Source organism: Salipaludibacillus keqinensis, assembly GCF_003226325.1.
GTDB classification, from domain to species: Bacteria; Bacillota; Bacilli; order Bacillales; family Salisediminibacteriaceae; genus Salipaludibacillus; species Salipaludibacillus keqinensis.
On sequence record NZ_PDOD01000002.1, the window covers coordinates 810,513 to 825,737 of the forward strand.

Sequence of the window (15,225 nt, forward strand, 5' to 3'; positions counted from 1 at the left end):
GAAAGGGTGATTTTAATGAGTAACTTTAATTTACGCGGAGCTATTTTACAAAATGTATCGGGGAGTAGTCAAGATGACGTAGAAGCTACGATCGTCGATGCCATTCAAAGTGGAGAAGAAAAAATGCTTCCTGGATTAGGTGTATTAATGGAGATTTTCTGGAATGAAGCAAATGAAGATGAGAAGCAATCACTAACGGAGAGGATTTCCAGAGGCCTCCAGTAAACAAAATTTTAGTGCTCGAACATGAAAGCAAAGATCTTTGCTTTCATGTTCTTCTTTTACGTTCTTAACTTGATCCTTTATCAACCAATGAGGAAGATCAACGCTCCCTTTCTCCTGAGGAACCGTCAAACTTCCATGGGAGTATCACGGTGAGGTAGACTGCTTTAATCTCTTCTAAAGTTCCCCATGACTTCCATGCTCTCACTGACACTAACAAATGCATTTGGATCAATCTCTTTCAAAATAGGCCGTATAATCGCCAGCTCATAGCGAGTGATCACCGTATAAAGAACTTTCTTACTCTCACCTGAGTATGCTCCTTGACCTTCTATGACGGTAATTCCCCGGACTAAATTATTAAGAAGCTCTTTCTTCAGTTCCTCTCCTTTACTAGAAACGACCATTAAGCTCAGTTTTATGTGACGAGTGTGCACACGATCGATAACAAGCCCAGTAATATAGATAGACAACATCGTATAGAGAGCTAGATCCCAAGCGAAGAAAAAACCTGAAATCACGACCACGATACTATTTAAAGCGAAAATTAACCCTCCGAGGGGAACATCCCACTTCTTGATTAATACAAGACTGACCACATCAAAACCGCCCGTTGAGCTGTAAAAGCGAATAATGATTCCTATTGCAGCACCAGCAATGACTCCTCCAAAGACAGAAGATAATAAGGCATCATCTGTCACTTGGATAATGGGAATATAGATCATGGAAATCGAAGTAACGATAACTGAGAAGACACTGTTTCCGATGAACTCTTTACCTAATTTCATCCATCCTAATACTAAGATTGGGATATTCAATATAAAGATCCAATACCCTGTGTTGATTGGCGTTAACAGTCCAAAAACCATAGCGAGTCCTGTAACTCCTCCAGTTAACACTTCATGAGGTAATAGAAATAAATTAAAGGCAAACCCCAATATGATTGATGCTACTAATATGACAAGAAGACGACTCGTTTTTTGCATGAGATCACTCCTAACTTCACTCTACGTTAAAAACACTGAGTGAAGTATAATGACTAATACTGCCTATCGTCAATAGGTATGTGACATTTATTTGCATAAATCCGTCTTTTGCATGAAAAAAGCTGACCCTCTCAAGGCCAGCTTGGATAACTTATTTAGTTAAAAGTAATTTGCTCGACTGTTTTACGATCCATCTTCTTAATGACTTCAACGATCAGTTGACATGCATTTTCAAAATCGTCGCGGTGGAGAATGGCTGCGTGAGTATGAATATAACGCGTGGCAATGGTTATCGATAATGCCGGAACACCGTTAGCAGTGAGATGAATCGCACCCGAGTCCGTTCCGCCACCAGGGACTGAATCAAATTGGTAAGGTATTTCATTGGCGTCCGCTGTGTCCGTCACAAAATCCCGTAACCCCTTATGTGATACCATGGAAGCATCGTACATAATAATTTGAGGACCTTTACCCATTTTAGCTAAGGCATCTTTTTCTGTAACTCCTGGCGTGTCTCCAGCGATCCCAACATCTACTCCGAAACCGATATCTGGCTTGATATAATGAGCCGAAGTCCGCGCACCACGAAGACCTACTTCTTCTTGCACGGTTCCAACTCCATAAACCGTGTTCGGATGCTCTTCATCTTTTAATCGACGCAACACTTCAATAGCAATCGCGCAACCAATTCGATTGTCCCACGCTTTTGCCATTAACATTTTTTCGTTTTTCATAACAGTGAAGTCACATACAGGAACAACCGAGTCTCCAGGACGGACTCCGAATTCTTCCGCTTCTTCCTTGCTTGTTGCCCCAATATCAATAAACATCTCTTTTTTATCAACGGATTTTTTTCGAGCTTCTGCTGGAAGAATATGTGGTGGTTTAGACCCAATCACGCCTGGTACATTTCCGTTTCTTGTCATAACCGTCACACGTTGAGCGAGCATCACTTGCTCCCACCAACCACCAACGCATTGAAATTTCAAGAATCCGCGGTCATCGATATTCGTAACCATAAAGCCGATTTCATCAAGGTGACCTGCCACCATAATTTTAGGTCCATCTTCCACAGATCCAGTCTTCTTGGCGATGAGGCTTCCTAGATGATCCATTTCTACATTGTCTGCAAACGGTGAGATGTATTTCTTCATTACTTCACGGGGCTCTCTCTCATTTCCAGGGATCCCTTTAGCGTCTGTTAGCTCTTTAAGCATTTTCAACATATCTTCCATGCATATTCGCCTCCTATAATTAGCTAAAAATTATGTACATATACCATTATAACGATGATAGAGCGTTTTCTCAATTCTTTTCGTAAATCGAAATAATTGAATCTTTTCTAATATCCTTGGTCTTGACGTTCATGGTTCACTTCATTTTTTCTTACATAGGCTTGATTAATGTCTGAAGCCGAAAAGCCCAATCCTGCTCCTAGTTGTATGTATCCTCTAAAGAGTTGCTCATACGCAGCTAGCGTATTTTCTTCACGTAAATAAAGAATATCTTTCATCGTAGCAAAAAAGCCTTCAACAAGATCTTCTTTGGATACTTTTATTGCTTCCGGATAATCTATGTTGATCAATTCATCAAAACCATACTCAATACCGATTGATAAAAGAAAGTGTATACCATCTACGTACTCTTCAAGAATGATTGTTTCCTCCGAAGGACCTTTTTCACTCCAAAATTTGAAACATCTTGTTTCGTTTGCCAGTTCAGCTAACTCAACTTGAAATGCCATCAGTTTTCTTTCCAACAAAGATTCTTCCACTAGACCTTGTTTGTCTTCAATATACTTATCTAAGTCTTTTTGCATCCTAAACAATTTAGAAAAATTCATCGTTTACATCTTCTCCTTGTTTATAATCAATCATTTCATTATACTTTAGTTAACTTCTAATAGTTTTAAATACCAACTTTTTTTCTACACCTAAATTTCTCATGATTTTATGAAACTTTCTATCATCGTTCATCGTAGCATATATTAAGAAAGCTTTCACACGAATAAATTTGATATTTATTTATAAATAAACTAGGAATTTCAAGGAGTTCCTCATGAAGGAGAGATGATCATGTTCACCGTGATCTTGTTTCGAGTATTCCTTCTGATCGCTGTTGGAATCATCGTTTTCAGTTTAGCGAAATACCTTATTGATCCTCGCCGTAAGCTTGAAACGGCCCATAGACAAGGAAATTTTTATTTATTAGACGATCCAGATAATGTCCGCAAAAACATCTTGTTTACGTTTCGCAGTACGATGTTTGAAGGTGAGAAGTTTCTCGGGGCAGCAAATGATTCGTTCGAGGTCACTTCTATCATGGTATGGACAGAAGATGGTGATCAATTGCAGGGATTAAGCAGAAGAGACTTTCAATTTATTGAGAAAGAATTATTATTACGCTATCCAAAAGCAGAAGTAGAATGGCGCAGTCCCATTCGAGAATTATTAAAAAGATTGGAACGGCGTGGAAAATAACTGATCTACATGAAATACGACAGGCAAGGAGAATTATTTCCGCACTCTTTCCTACCTCCTCTTTATAGGGAGCCTTTCATCAAGGCTTGTTCTGTTAATAGTTAAAGCCAACCCTTTACTCATCGAGTGAGTAAAGGGTTGGCTTTATTTATTTATCCTCTTTCGTATGCTTTCCTGGGAAAAAAACGGTGCCATTTATACACGGCAGTTCCTCGCTTTCCTAGATAAGAAAAAATTAGCGCTAAGCTTCCAAAGAATATGATTGACACGTACCAAGGCATTTCGGTTATTGCTTGACCAAAAGCAGTGAACAACATCGAAGGAAGAATAACTCCTACTACTGAATAACGCATGTATTCTTTAAAGGATGAAGTCATCTCCATTAAATATAAGGAAAGTAAATGAAAATGAACAAAGGGCATCATTCGCAAAATCATAACCTGTCCGATTGTCATTGTTTTATCCTTAAACATTTTCTTCTTTAATCTTATCACTCTGTTTCTGATCGAAGGAAAGACAAAAACTAGTTTATAAAAGACTAAACTCATCAGAGATAACCCGATGATAGAATAAATTGTTCCATAAACAAATCCAAATAAATACCCACCGACAATACATATAACAATAACAGGGAGAAATAAAAGCGGCCGTACAAGGTGCAATAAGATAAATAAAACAGGCGCAAGCCATCCTGCTTCTTCAATGATTTGAGGAATTGCCTCGTTGAATGTTTCCATGATGACAGTCATCCTCCTCTCGTGTTAAGTGTATGTTCGGGCAAAGGTGGTCATGCTTACAAAACCACTTCTGATTAGTACATCCAATATATCATAGCCGAAACATGTATTGCTATGAGTAGTGGGAGACCAAGACGAAACTTCAGTTTTCTAGTTTTATGACGAAGCACATTAGAAGCAATTAGCATCCCACTTGCCGCTCCAATTAAAGCGGTGAACATCAGAGTGTTTTCTGAAATTCGCCACTCCCCTTTTTGGGATTTCTTCTTATCAGCAGCCATGAATGCGACACCTGTAAGATTGATTACGACTAGATAGCCAATGAAGAGTAACATTAAAGATTCCATAAGCGTTTCGTTCGCTCCTTTATGATCTTCGTAAATAAAAAAGGTGACAACGAAAGATTATATACAATCCTCCGTGCCACCCTTGGAATTCTTACTACTATTACTTCAAACCTGCTTTTGCTTTTTCAGCAAGATCAGCGAATGCTTGTTCATCATGAACAGCTAAGTCTGCAAGCATTTTACGGTTCATGTCGATACCAGATTGCTTAAGACCATGCATGAAACGGTTATAAGAAAGACCGTTAATGCGAGCTGCAGCATTGATACGAGCAATCCAAAGCTTACGGAAGTCGCGCTTCTTCTGGCGACGGTCACGGTAAGCATAAAGGAATGACTTCATTACCTGTCCTTGTGCTGTCTTAAATAATCTATGCTTGGAACCTACATACCCTTTTGCAAGTTTTAAAACTCTTTTACGACGACGACGGGCAACATATCCGCCTTTTACTCTAGCCATCGTAATCCCTCCTTTTAAGTCAAATTATTCGTAGTTGTTGTACGAACGGTATTCATTACATCTAATCCATTAATGGAAAAGTGTTTTATATCATATCTCCGATGCGCTTTTGGTCACCTTTGCTTACAAGTCCAGATTTACGTAGCTTACGCTTTTGCTTCTGAGATTTGTTTGCAGATAAGTGGCTTGTGTAAGCATGGCCACGCTTTAGTTTACCAGTCCCTGTCTTCTTGAAACGCTTTGCTGCACCACTATGGGTCTTCATTTTAGGCATTCTAAATTCCTCCTGTCCGAGTATTCGTTGTTGTTGTCGGTGGGTGAATCTCCGGTCGGTTTCTGTTGTCTTGCAATTGATCAAGTCGATCAACGGTGAATCGGTCTATTTTTCAGCCAGTGGAGCAAGAATTAAGAACATGCTACGGCCTTCCATTTTAGGTTTCGATTCAATTGTTGAAATGTCTTCACATTCTTTGGCTAACTTCATAAGAACATCGCGACCAAGTTCTGAGTGAGTAATGGCACGTCCACGGAAACGAATGGCTGCTTTTACCTTATCTCCTTTAGTCAAAAACTTCCGAGCGTTACGTAGCTTCGTGTTGAAGTCGTGCTCTTCAATATTTGGACTTAAGCGAACTTCTTTTAAGTTAATCACTTTTTGTTTCTTACGAGCTTCTTTCTCTTTCTTTTGTTGCTCGAAACGATATTTCCCGTAATCCATGATGCGGCAGACGGGAGGTTTTGCATTAGGCGCAACCATGACTAGATCCAAATCTGCAGTTCTTGCCATATCAAGAGCTTCTTGTTTTGACTTCACACCAATTTGATCTCCATTTGCGCCGATTAAACGAACTTCTCGAGCGCGGATGTTTTCGTTTACGAACATATCCTTACTAATATTGAGCCACCTCCATGATAATTGCGGATCAAAGCAAGATGTTCCTCTTCATCATCGTCCTTTCGATCGAAAGGACGATGATGACACAAAAAAAAGCGTGGGTGCTAATCATTAGCGCCCACACTTCTACATACGTGTTTGAAAAAGTCGAAACCTGTCAACGTCTTTGTCAATCAGGTGAGAAGCGGGCGCTTCTTCTTGCTTTGTTTCCTGTGTTTTGTTCACTTGAATAATTTATCATACCCAGATAGACATGTCAAATAGTTTATTTAGAGAATCGCTCAATGTCTTGTTTGATTTGCTGGATAAACTGTTCAAGGCTGACTTCTTCTGTTTCCTTTTTACCGTACCGGCGGACGTTCACGCCGTTCGCTTCAATTTCTTTATCTCCCAATACGAGAAGGTAAGGAATTTTTTGCATCTGAGCTTCGCGAATCTTATATCCTAGCTTTTCATTACGAACGTCTACATGAACACGAACGCCTGCTTTTTTCAACTCATCTTCAACTTTTCTTACATAATCCATATGCACATCGCTTACTGGAATGGCCTGAACTTGAACTGGGGCTAGCCACGTAGGGAAAGCTCCTTTATATTCTTCGATCAAGAAAGCAACAAAACGTTCCATTGTTGAGACAACACCGCGGTGAATAACAACAGGACGGTGGTCTTTACCATCTTCACCAACGTATGTCAGATCAAAGCGATTAGGCAAGTGAAAGTCTAATTGAACAGTCGAGAGCGTTTCATCTTTTCCAAGGGCCGTTTTCACTTGAACATCCAGCTTTGGTCCGTAGAACGCAGCTTCCCCGTCTGCCTCAACGTAATCTACTCCCATATCATCGACTGCTTCTTTGAGCATTGCCTGAGCTTTTTCCCACATCTCATCATTATCCACATACTTCTCTTTATCTTCTGCATCTCGATAAGATAAGCGGAAGTAATAATCATTTATACCGAAGTCTTTATACACGGCTTGAATGAGCTCCACCACTCGAATAAATTCATCCTTCAATTGATCAGGACGACAGAAAATATGCGCATCATTTAAAGTCATAGCCCGTACACGCTGTAATCCAGCTAATGCCCCTGACATTTCATGACGATGCATTGTCCCTAATTCTGCAATTCTTAAAGGCAAGTTACGGTAACTGTGCTTCTCATGCTTATAAATCATCATGTGATGGGGGCAATTCATAGGACGAAGAACTAAATCTTCGTTATCCATCTCTAGGATGGGAAACATATCTTCCTGATAATGATCCCAGTGGCCAGATGTTTTGTAAAGATCTACGCTACCTAATACCGGTGTATAGACGTGATCGTAACCAAGGCGCTCTTCAATATCAACAATGTAGCGCTCTACCGTCCGGCGAATCGTCGCACCTTTAGGAAGCCATAATGGCAAACCTTGTCCAACTTTTTGATTTACTGTGAAAATGCCCAGTTCTTTTCCTAATTTTCGGTGGTCTCTCTCTTTACGCTCTTCAAGCAATTTTAAATAATCATCCACTTGATTTTGCTTTGGAAAAGCCGTTCCGTAAATTCGTTGCAACATTTTATTGTTACTATCTCCACGCCAGTAAGCACCGTTGATCGTCATTAGTTTGAATTTCTTTAGTTTACTTGTGGATGGAACATGAACGCCGCGACAAAGGTCGAAGAACTCACCTTGTTCATAAATGCTGATGACTTCTCCTTCGGGGATATCTTCAAGGAGCTCAAGTTTTAAATCATCCCCAATTTCTTTATAACGCTCAATCGCTTCTTCACGTGTTACTTCCACTCGATTAATTTCCAGGTTTTCTTCAATAATTCGTTTCATTTCTTTCTCTATCTTCGGAAGGTCTTCCGGAGTTAAAGCTTCCGGCATATCAATATCATAGTAAAAACCTTCTTCAATAACAGGGCCTACACCTAACTTCACATCACCGAAAAGTCGCTTCACAGCTTGAGCCATTAAGTGAGCCGTACTGTGGCGAAGGATGTGCAATCCATCCTCTGAATCATATGTCACAATTTCAATTCGTCCATCTTTTTCGATTGGTTTCTTGAAATCAATAGGCTCGCCATCTAATTTTCCAGCTAACGCATTCTTCTTTAAACCTGGAGAAATAGATGCGGCAATTTCCTCAGTTGTCGTTCCTTTATCAAATTCCTTTTTCGCCCCATCAGGGAACGTTAAAACAATTTTGTCTTTTAGTTCTGCCATTAGTAACACTCCTTTTTACAAAATAGATGTCGATAGGAACGAATTATTCATTTATACTTTATTCCTTTTTACAGAAGATAACAAAGCACAATAAAAAACACCCGTCCCTTGAGTAAGGGACGAGTGTGAGACCGTGGTTCCACCCTTTTTTCTGAATACAAAATAAGCATTCAGCTTCGTTCATTCCGTAACGGGGAGTACGTTGATGTATACTAAGATTCATTAATCTCTCTCTGTTCCACATCAATGCTTAGAGGGGGTAACACATGAGTTGCACATAGGAAACTTCCAGCCGTGATTTCCTTCTCTGTAAGGCAATTACCATGAATCATGTCCTCATCATTGCATACATTATGATGGTGCTTATGGATAGTATTATAATCATCCATTTTAAAAAAATCAAGACAGAAATTTAAAGCGGGGATGATTGCACGTACTAAGCTCATTGGCTTTATCATCAATTAAAACAATTCTCTCTTCAAAGATGTTTTTAAGCGTATGAAATAAATCATCATCACATTCTTCAGAGTGAATCATAATTTTAGCTGGCGCCATGCTTACTAACGGGCCAATCATTCGCTCATGAATAGGTAAAAATTTCTCGAAAGGCGTGGCCGTTTCAAGCCATTGACAAATTTGATGGAAAGGAATTTGTTGATGTTTTCCGTCAAAGAAGTCTATCCCTCTACTTAGTCTAACGTAGACAGTCTCAATCCTTGGTTCATGAGAATTTAAAAAATCCCTGCACCTTTGAAGCATCATCTGATAATCAATCTCCATCCGGTATTCATCAATGGCTGTTTCTACTATACTCAGTAGACTTTCTTTACATGTTTGGAGTCGAAAATAAAGGAAAGAGTCGAAAGAAAAAGAAATGTTTTCTTTTACAAAAGGAGCGATTTTCTGATAAATTTCCTGTTGCCATTGTATAAATGTTATCAGTGTTTTTTGCTCCTTATGTGTTGGCGAGGGATAAAATAGTGATTTTGCCGTTTCTACAATGGATTGAATCTCCATTTCTTCTTCATAATGAAAAGTCTCTTTCAAATATTCCTCCACCCACTTCTTGAAAAAAATCATCGCTGTTGTATTCGTAAGCACACTAATAATAGCATGCTCTATCATGTGGTCCCCAGAAGTAAACCCACCAATCGATAAAACAGCTCTTTTTTCCTTTTGGTCCAATTGAATCGTTACTTGTTTTTGAGCTTTGTTCGTTACCATAGATAAAGAATGATGAAGTTGTTCGTAAAAGGATGCACCAATAAGTGAATCCTTGAATTCAATTGTTAACAACAGCAGCCCCTCCCAATCGTCCAATTCGAGTTGAGGGTCTTGTTGGTCCGATCCCAGCTGATTTTCAACTCTTTGCGCTAATACATATATATGGATAGGCTCTAAATTTATGAATTGAAGTTTACTGGAAATCAGAAAAGCATTTAGTCAATGAAGGACTTGTTTATGTATGAGGGGGGGCAAAAGGCGAGATATAGAGGACACAAGGATAATAATATGAAAATCTATAGCTCTCTTTAATTTGACAGAAATTAAAGAAAGGCTGCCTCTACGTCGATGATTGATCAACGTAAGAGACAGCCCTGTATCTTTTAATTTTGCATGACAAAGTCTTTTTCGACCACTTCGCCTTCTGCAAATTCATGAATCGTATTGTATTTCGTATCCCGTTGAACAGGAATTTTACCTGCTTCACGGATCAAGCGAATAATTAAATTTGTATCCACTTTATACGTCGCACCTGCCGCTGAAACAACATTCTCTTCCATCATCGTACTACCAAAGTCATTACAGCCGTAAGAAAGAGATTTTTTCCCTGTTTCAGGCCCCATCGTTACCCAAGAAGACTGGAAATTAGCAATATTATCTAGGAATATACGAGAAATCGCTAAATTTTTCAAGTAATCTCTTGGAGTGACTTTCTCGCCTTTCATGTTCGTATTCTCAGGTTGGAATGTCCATGAAATAAATGCAAGAAAACAATCGGCATCATCTTGAGCATCTCGAACACGCTGAAGGTGTAGAGCTCGTTCTTCATACGTTTCACCGAAACCAATCACCATCGTTGCCGTTCCATGCATACCCACTTTTTTGACCATTTTCATACACTCGATCCATTCTTCCCATGTCCCTTTTAATCGGCTAATTCGTCGGCGAGTACGGTTATCTAGTATTTCAGCTCCGCCACCAGGGACAGAATCTAATCCTGCTTCATGAAGTTCCGTCAGCACCTGTTCTAAAGAAAGGCCTGATACTTCTACCATTTTATATATTTCTGCCGGTGAAAAAGAGTGCATCGTAATATCAAATCGTTTTTTGATTTCTCGAAGTAAGTTCGTATAATAACTAAATGGAAGGTTAGGGTTCGTCCCACCTTGCATTAATATTTCAGTCCCATTTACATCTTTGGTTTCTTGAATTTTTTGAAAGATGACGTCGTCGTCTAATACATAACCATCCTCTGCATTCGGTGGTCGATAAAATGCGCAAAAGCGACAGTACGTATCGCAAAGATTTGTGTAATTGACATTTCTACCAATGACAAAACTTGTTTTAGGCTCTGGATGCCATTTTTTCATCTTTTCATTGGCTACTTCACCCATTTTTTCTACTTCATCACTTTCATAAAGTTTAATTGCATCGTCCACGGAAAGTCTTTCCCCATTACGTGCACGTTCGAGAATATGATCTATACTCATCGTGTTTCCCCCATTCTCAAAAGCTTGTACTCTTTTTCTATACTAACATAAATAGAAGCCATTTCGCTCGTAAAGAGTCAAAAATCAGCTTCATTATGACGGTCTTGTGACTGTTTATTGCAAGGAGACAGAGGAATAAGGCGTTATTATGACTTTTCTCGTTTATTTTCGCCTTTCATATCAATCACGTCATTTAAATGTTTGATTCTTTCTAGTATTCTTTTTGCTTTTAACTGATCCACTCTTTCCACTCCGCCACGTTGCGTAGAAGAGAGATGAATTTCAAGTTCGTGTAAATCAAAGTTGGAAGTGAATATTGTTGGTAATTTTTCCATCATTCGAAATTGTAGGATCGCTCCTAAAATGTCATCTCGAATCCAGTTAGACATGGTTTCAGCACCGATATCGTCTAGAATCAGGACAGGTGCCTGCTTCACTAAATCCATCTTTCCCTGATACGAGCCATCAGAAATCCCATTCTTCAATTCCCGGAAAAAATCAGGAGCATAAACGATCATCGTAGACATTTCTTCGTCTGCTAAGTAGTTAGCAATCGCCCCAACCAAAAATGTTTTACCTACTCCGAATGGGCCATGAATGTACAATCCTCTTCCATCTCCGCCAGGTTTCACTTCTGCGCAGAAGGCCATCGCTTTCGTGTAGGCATGCATCCTTGATGGATGATCTTCATGAAAATCTTCAAAACTAACTTGAGTCATTTCCTTTGGAATGTAAAGACTTTGTACAAAAGAAGCCTGTCTTTTACGCTCTTCATCTTTTTTCTTCAATGAACAAGGGTAATATTCAAGATGAATTTCGTTTCGGTAAAGGCTCAATTTAGGCTGATAACCTTGAATCAAGTTTGGGCAATTTGCAAGGCCGGGACAGTGATCGCAATTTTCCCATTGTTTCTTATATTGATAAAACTCATTAACACCGTTCTCTATTTGTTTCTCAGATAATTCAGGGTTACCTGCAATAAACGAACGAATGCGGTCGTCTTGCATTGTCTCTTTTTTAATCTTTTCAAAACGTTCGTTAAATCCACCCTTTGAAAATTGGCTTAACGATTGATTGATGGAATCCATTTATGATTCCCCCTTTTGTTGCTTCTTTTTTCTTAACATTTCCCGATATTTCGCCGCTTCCTGTTTAGCTTTCACTAATTCTTCTTCGTTGCCTTCTTCTTTCTGCCACTTTTCATCTTTCATCCATTTAGGGACTGGTTCCTGTTTCACTGGTGCTGCGTAAGACCTGGATTTCTTAGTATATGGTTGATCAGGTTTTTGCTTGAATTCTTGTCGTTTTTGATTCTCTTTGATCGCAAGCTCCATCGCTTGTTTGACGGTACGTATCTTTTTCCTGTTCCAATGTCCTGCAATAGTGAAGGCTAATGGCTTAGACAATTTCTTGTCGTTTACCATAAATATATAGTCAAGCAGAACATTGACAACGCCCGGGGCTAGTTTATATTCAAAGATGAGCCGTTCAATGGTGTCCATATCTCCTTCATAAACTTTAGCCCCGTTGCTCAATTCCTCTAAATATTCAATTGGAGCTGTCGTTTCAAAATAATGAATCGTTTTCTCTTCATTCGTTTCAGGTACTTTATTAAGAGATTTCAATTCATCAGGCTGTTTTCGTAACCCTAACCTTGGAGGTTCATCTTTTTCATTCATGCGGTAGCGCCTTTTCGCTTGAGTTCTTAACTCATCTAAATCCAACTTATCTGTGTGTAACATGGCATCTTGAATAACATTCGCCATTTCTTCTGGCGGTAGTTTATAAATAAAGGCCAGCTGATAAATAAGCCGCTGATGTTTCGGTTTTTCCAGTTCTTCTTTAGGGATAAATGAAGGTAAATAAGCAGTTAACTGTTGAAAATCAAAATCCCCTTCTCCCATTTGATATGGTGAATTTGGTTCAGGACGCCCCACTAGAGAATCCGTTGATGAGAGCATTTCAAGCATCTCGGGATTTGTACTTTTCAATTCCGATGGGTGAATGGATGTAAACACTTGACTAAAACCTTGTGTTACATTTTCTAATTCTTTCGTGTCTATTGCTTCGATACTGAATAATTGCCGAAGCTCTCGGTATTGATCTTTACTACCTAATTTATTATAAAGAAAAACACTTAATAAATCGTCCCTAAAAAACTGGGCGGCATTCATTGGCGGATGAAGATGATAATAATAAACATACTCTTCTTCTTCCTTTTTACGATAAACAGTTAACAAGCCTATAGCTTCCAGTTTTTTTCGTTCTTTAAAGAGGTGATCTAAATGCTGTCCAGTAAAGATCATTAATGACTTATGTGTTCGTTCTACCTTTTTGGATGACTGTTTTTGAATGTCTAAACATAAGGTCATATATAGACTATAAGCGGTCGCTCCGATTAAGGGCTGGTAGAGCAAAGTAAGAACGTCATGATCCAAAGGATTGGCATGTTCACTCATGTATGCAACGTAACGATTGGATGGCAACACTTCTTTCCAATGCATTTCATTTCACCTATACTTTCTTTTGAGTCCATGAAGCCTAACCTTTTTTATAAGGCTATGGTATTGATGATTGTTGAGGATGTTAAGAGTAGGTCTACCATGCTGAGAGTAATCGTCTAACTACAAAATGAACTTAAATGATCTATAGAGAAAAATGGAGCAGCAAGGCCCCATTTTCATTTAACTTATTTTTTGTTTTCACGGTCGATAAGTTCTTTTAGTTCATCTACGAAAACATTTATATCTTTAAATTGTCGGTAGACAGATGCAAAACGTACATAAGCCACATCATCCACTTGTGCAAGATATTCCATAACTTCTTCGCCAATCTGATCGCTGTTAACTTCAGAAAGTCCTTTATTTCGAATATCCTTCTCTACATCATCGGTAATGGTTTCTAACTTCTCCAAAGGCACTGGCCTTTTTTCACAGGCACGAATGAGTCCTCTTAGTAACTTTTCACGGCTAAATTCTTCTCGGTTTCCGTCTTTTTTCACGACTATGAGTGGCGTCTTTTCTATACGTTCAAAAGTTGTATAGCGATAACCACAAGCTTCGCATTCTCTTCTGCGTCGAATGGAACGACCTTCATCACTCGGTCTGGAATCCAATACTTTAGTTCCATTATGATGACAACTTGGACAAATCATTGGCACTTCACTCCATTCTGTGGCTAACCGTCGTTATTAAGTCAGTTCATTCCCTATTCCAGTTCCAACAAATTGAAGCCTGGAATCTAACTCTTTGTACATCACTTCAATCACTTTTCGACTGAAGCCGAAATCACTGAATAACATTGTTTCCGTAGATACTGAAAAATCAACGGCTGTCCGGAAAGGTCTGACCATTATGATTGTAACAACCATAAATGCTTTTTTCCCTTTTTTAACATTAACGATAATTTCGCCATGGTCTTCTGAGATGGAAGCCACTTCAAAACCTTCCTTGTTTTTCAGCAAAGCTTCAACTTCTTTGATCGCTTTATCTTTCATTATTTTATAATAATGTGTTTGTAAACTTTCTACATGATGATTTTCACTTGTCTCAGTGCTTGTACTAAATATCTTTTTCAGCGTTTGTTTCATTCCCATTTTTTCATCCCACCTCGTCTCTATTAAGGATAGCAAGAAAAAAGAAATTGTTCAATTGAAAAACGCCCCCTCGCAAAGGATAGAGCGTGAATCATTTCATGAACTTGATAAACCTTTAAGAGCTCTTCTTGTTCTAATTTGAATTTCGCCCATGCCACGAGGCAGTTCAATCATTTCAGATGATTTAGCTTCTAGACTTTTAGCGATGTAAGAAACTGCAACATTTGGATCCATACGAACTCCACACGTATACACATCTATGCTTGCATATCCGTGTTCAGGAAAACTATGAATAGTCAAATGAGATTCACTTATGATAACCACACCGCTAATCCCTTGCGGAGCGAATAAATGGAAGGCCACTTTGACCACTTCAGCTCCCGCAAGATGGGCTGCATCAATAAAAACCTGTTCAATGTATTGCAAATTATTTAATTTATCTACTGCACAGCCCCATAGTTCAGCTATGATATGACGCCCCATCGTTTCCACTGTCCTCAGCCCTCACCTTATAAAAAGTTATTGCTACCTGTATACATGACTGTAGCACTTGCCATTGATCTGCAAGTGCTACTTTTGT

18 protein-coding genes and 1 other annotated feature are annotated in these 15,225 nt (G+C 39.0%); of the genes, 2 read left to right on the forward strand and 16 right to left on the reverse strand.

What is annotated here, in order from left to right; all coding sequences use genetic code 11:
- The first annotated feature begins 15 nt into the window (after nt 1–15).
- Nucleotides 16–225 carry a small acid-soluble spore protein SspI gene (gene sspI, locus CR194_RS11200; RefSeq protein ID WP_110609738.1) on the forward strand — a complete coding sequence of 70 codons (210 nt, stop codon included), beginning with the start codon at nt 16–18 and terminating at the stop codon, nt 223–225.
- A gap of 164 nt (nt 226–389) precedes the next feature.
- On the opposite strand, the gene CR194_RS11205 is transcribed toward sspI, so the two are convergent.
- From CR194_RS11205 to CR194_RS11215, 3 genes are all read right to left on the reverse strand, one after another.
- Nucleotides 390–1,208, reverse strand: coding sequence for a YitT family protein (locus CR194_RS11205; protein ID WP_110609739.1), 819 nt, complete (start codon nt 1,206–1,208; stop codon nt 390–392).
- A 155-nt stretch (nt 1,209–1,363) separates the two neighbouring features.
- Nucleotides 1,364–2,443: a M42 family metallopeptidase gene (locus tag CR194_RS11210; protein ID WP_110609740.1), complete on the reverse strand. Its 1,080-nt coding sequence runs from the start codon at nt 2,441–2,443 to the stop codon at nt 1,364–1,366.
- A gap of 107 nt (nt 2,444–2,550) precedes the next feature.
- Entirely contained in the window at nt 2,551–3,051 is a 501-nt protein-coding gene (locus CR194_RS11215; protein WP_110609741.1) for a dUTP diphosphatase, read from the reverse strand.
- Between the two features lie 232 nt (nt 3,052–3,283).
- Between CR194_RS11215 and CR194_RS11220 the strand changes: the two genes are divergently transcribed.
- A complete protein-coding gene (locus CR194_RS11220) occupies nt 3,284–3,688 on the forward strand; it encodes a sigma-w pathway protein ysdB (protein ID WP_110609742.1) in 405 nt (134 codons plus the stop codon).
- A 152-nt stretch (nt 3,689–3,840) separates the two neighbouring features.
- On the opposite strand, the gene CR194_RS11225 is transcribed toward CR194_RS11220, so the two are convergent.
- From CR194_RS11225 to speD, 13 genes are all read right to left on the reverse strand, one after another.
- Nucleotides 3,841–4,425 (reverse strand): TVP38/TMEM64 family protein, encoded by a 585-nt coding sequence (locus CR194_RS11225; RefSeq protein WP_110609743.1) that lies wholly within the window; start codon nt 4,423–4,425, stop codon nt 3,841–3,843.
- A gap of 74 nt (nt 4,426–4,499) precedes the next feature.
- Complete coding sequence (locus CR194_RS11230; protein WP_110609744.1) at nt 4,500–4,772, reverse strand: DUF1294 domain-containing protein; 273 nt, start codon at nt 4,770–4,772, stop codon at nt 4,500–4,502.
- 100 nt (nt 4,773–4,872) lie between these two features.
- Complete coding sequence (gene rplT, locus CR194_RS11235) at nt 4,873–5,229, reverse strand: 50S ribosomal protein L20 (protein WP_110609745.1); 357 nt, start codon at nt 5,227–5,229, stop codon at nt 4,873–4,875.
- 85 nt (nt 5,230–5,314) lie between these two features.
- The gene (gene rpmI, locus CR194_RS11240; RefSeq protein ID WP_110609746.1) at nt 5,315–5,503 is read right to left on the reverse strand and encodes a 50S ribosomal protein L35; all 189 of its coding nucleotides are present in this window, start codon (nt 5,501–5,503) and stop codon (nt 5,315–5,317) included.
- 105 nt (nt 5,504–5,608) lie between these two features.
- On the reverse strand, nt 5,609–6,112 hold the full coding sequence (gene infC, locus CR194_RS11245) for a translation initiation factor IF-3 (protein WP_110609747.1): 504 nt from the start codon (nt 6,110–6,112) through the stop codon (nt 5,609–5,611).
- 95 nt (nt 6,113–6,207) lie between these two features.
- Nucleotides 6,208–6,330, reverse strand: a sequence feature (ribosomal protein L20 leader region).
- Between the two features lie 59 nt (nt 6,331–6,389).
- Nucleotides 6,390–8,336, reverse strand: a complete 1,947-nt coding sequence (gene thrS / locus CR194_RS11250) for a threonine--tRNA ligase (RefSeq protein WP_110609748.1) — start codon at nt 8,334–8,336, stop codon at nt 6,390–6,392.
- A gap of 399 nt (nt 8,337–8,735) precedes the next feature.
- Complete coding sequence (locus CR194_RS11255; RefSeq protein ID WP_110609749.1) at nt 8,736–9,632, reverse strand: putative sporulation protein YtxC; 897 nt, start codon at nt 9,630–9,632, stop codon at nt 8,736–8,738.
- Between the two features lie 311 nt (nt 9,633–9,943).
- On the reverse strand, nt 9,944–11,050 hold the full coding sequence (gene mqnC, locus CR194_RS11260) for a cyclic dehypoxanthinyl futalosine synthase (RefSeq protein WP_110609750.1): 1,107 nt from the start codon (nt 11,048–11,050) through the stop codon (nt 9,944–9,946).
- 146 nt (nt 11,051–11,196) lie between these two features.
- On the reverse strand, nt 11,197–12,138 hold the full coding sequence (gene dnaI, locus CR194_RS11265; protein ID WP_110609751.1) for a primosomal protein DnaI: 942 nt from the start codon (nt 12,136–12,138) through the stop codon (nt 11,197–11,199).
- Nucleotides 12,139–13,554, reverse strand: coding sequence for a replication initiation and membrane attachment family protein (locus tag CR194_RS11270; RefSeq protein WP_110609752.1), 1,416 nt, complete (start codon nt 13,552–13,554; stop codon nt 12,139–12,141).
- A gap of 185 nt (nt 13,555–13,739) precedes the next feature.
- Nucleotides 13,740–14,204 carry a transcriptional regulator NrdR gene (nrdR, locus tag CR194_RS11275; protein WP_110609753.1) on the reverse strand — a complete coding sequence of 155 codons (465 nt, stop codon included), beginning with the start codon at nt 14,202–14,204 and terminating at the stop codon, nt 13,740–13,742.
- 36 nt (nt 14,205–14,240) lie between these two features.
- Nucleotides 14,241–14,645: a DUF1499 domain-containing protein gene (locus tag CR194_RS11280; protein ID WP_110609754.1), complete on the reverse strand. Its 405-nt coding sequence runs from the start codon at nt 14,643–14,645 to the stop codon at nt 14,241–14,243.
- 96 nt (nt 14,646–14,741) lie between these two features.
- On the reverse strand, nt 14,742–15,137 hold the full coding sequence (gene speD, locus CR194_RS11285) for an adenosylmethionine decarboxylase (RefSeq protein WP_110609755.1): 396 nt from the start codon (nt 15,135–15,137) through the stop codon (nt 14,742–14,744).
- Nucleotides 15,138–15,225 lie beyond the last annotated feature (88 nt).

Excerpts from the sequence above, each read along its gene's own strand:
- sspI (WP_110609738.1), top strand. The coding sequence starts at position 16 with ATGAGTAACTTTAATTTACGCGGAGCTATTTTACAAAATGTATCGGGG.
- CR194_RS11205 (WP_110609739.1), bottom strand. The coding sequence starts at position 1,208 with ATGCAAAAAACGAGTCGTCTTCTTGTCATATTAGTAGCATCAATCATA.
- CR194_RS11210 (WP_110609740.1), bottom strand. The coding sequence starts at position 2,443 with ATGGAAGATATGTTGAAAATGCTTAAAGAGCTAACAGACGCTAAAGGG.
- CR194_RS11215 (WP_110609741.1), bottom strand. The coding sequence starts at position 3,051 with ATGAATTTTTCTAAATTGTTTAGGATGCAAAAAGACTTAGATAAGTAT.
- CR194_RS11220 (WP_110609742.1), top strand. The coding sequence starts at position 3,284 with ATGTTCACCGTGATCTTGTTTCGAGTATTCCTTCTGATCGCTGTTGGA.
- CR194_RS11225 (WP_110609743.1), bottom strand. The coding sequence starts at position 4,425 with ATGGAAACATTCAACGAGGCAATTCCTCAAATCATTGAAGAAGCAGGA.
- CR194_RS11230 (WP_110609744.1), bottom strand. The coding sequence starts at position 4,772 with ATGGAATCTTTAATGTTACTCTTCATTGGCTATCTAGTCGTAATCAAT.
- rplT (WP_110609745.1), bottom strand. The coding sequence starts at position 5,229 with ATGGCTAGAGTAAAAGGCGGATATGTTGCCCGTCGTCGTCGTAAAAGA.
- rpmI (WP_110609746.1), bottom strand. The coding sequence starts at position 5,503 with ATGCCTAAAATGAAGACCCATAGTGGTGCAGCAAAGCGTTTCAAGAAG.
- infC (WP_110609747.1), bottom strand. The coding sequence starts at position 6,112 with ATGTTCGTAAACGAAAACATCCGCGCTCGAGAAGTTCGTTTAATCGGC.
- thrS (WP_110609748.1), bottom strand. The coding sequence starts at position 8,336 with ATGGCAGAACTAAAAGACAAAATTGTTTTAACGTTCCCTGATGGGGCG.
- mqnC (WP_110609750.1), bottom strand. The coding sequence starts at position 11,050 with ATGAGTATAGATCATATTCTCGAACGTGCACGTAATGGGGAAAGACTT.
- dnaI (WP_110609751.1), bottom strand. The coding sequence starts at position 12,138 with ATGGATTCCATCAATCAATCGTTAAGCCAATTTTCAAAGGGTGGATTT.
- CR194_RS11270 (WP_110609752.1), bottom strand. The coding sequence starts at position 13,554 with ATGCATTGGAAAGAAGTGTTGCCATCCAATCGTTACGTTGCATACATG.
- nrdR (WP_110609753.1), bottom strand. The coding sequence starts at position 14,204 with ATGATTTGTCCAAGTTGTCATCATAATGGAACTAAAGTATTGGATTCC.
- CR194_RS11280 (WP_110609754.1), bottom strand. The coding sequence starts at position 14,645 with ATGGGAATGAAACAAACGCTGAAAAAGATATTTAGTACAAGCACTGAG.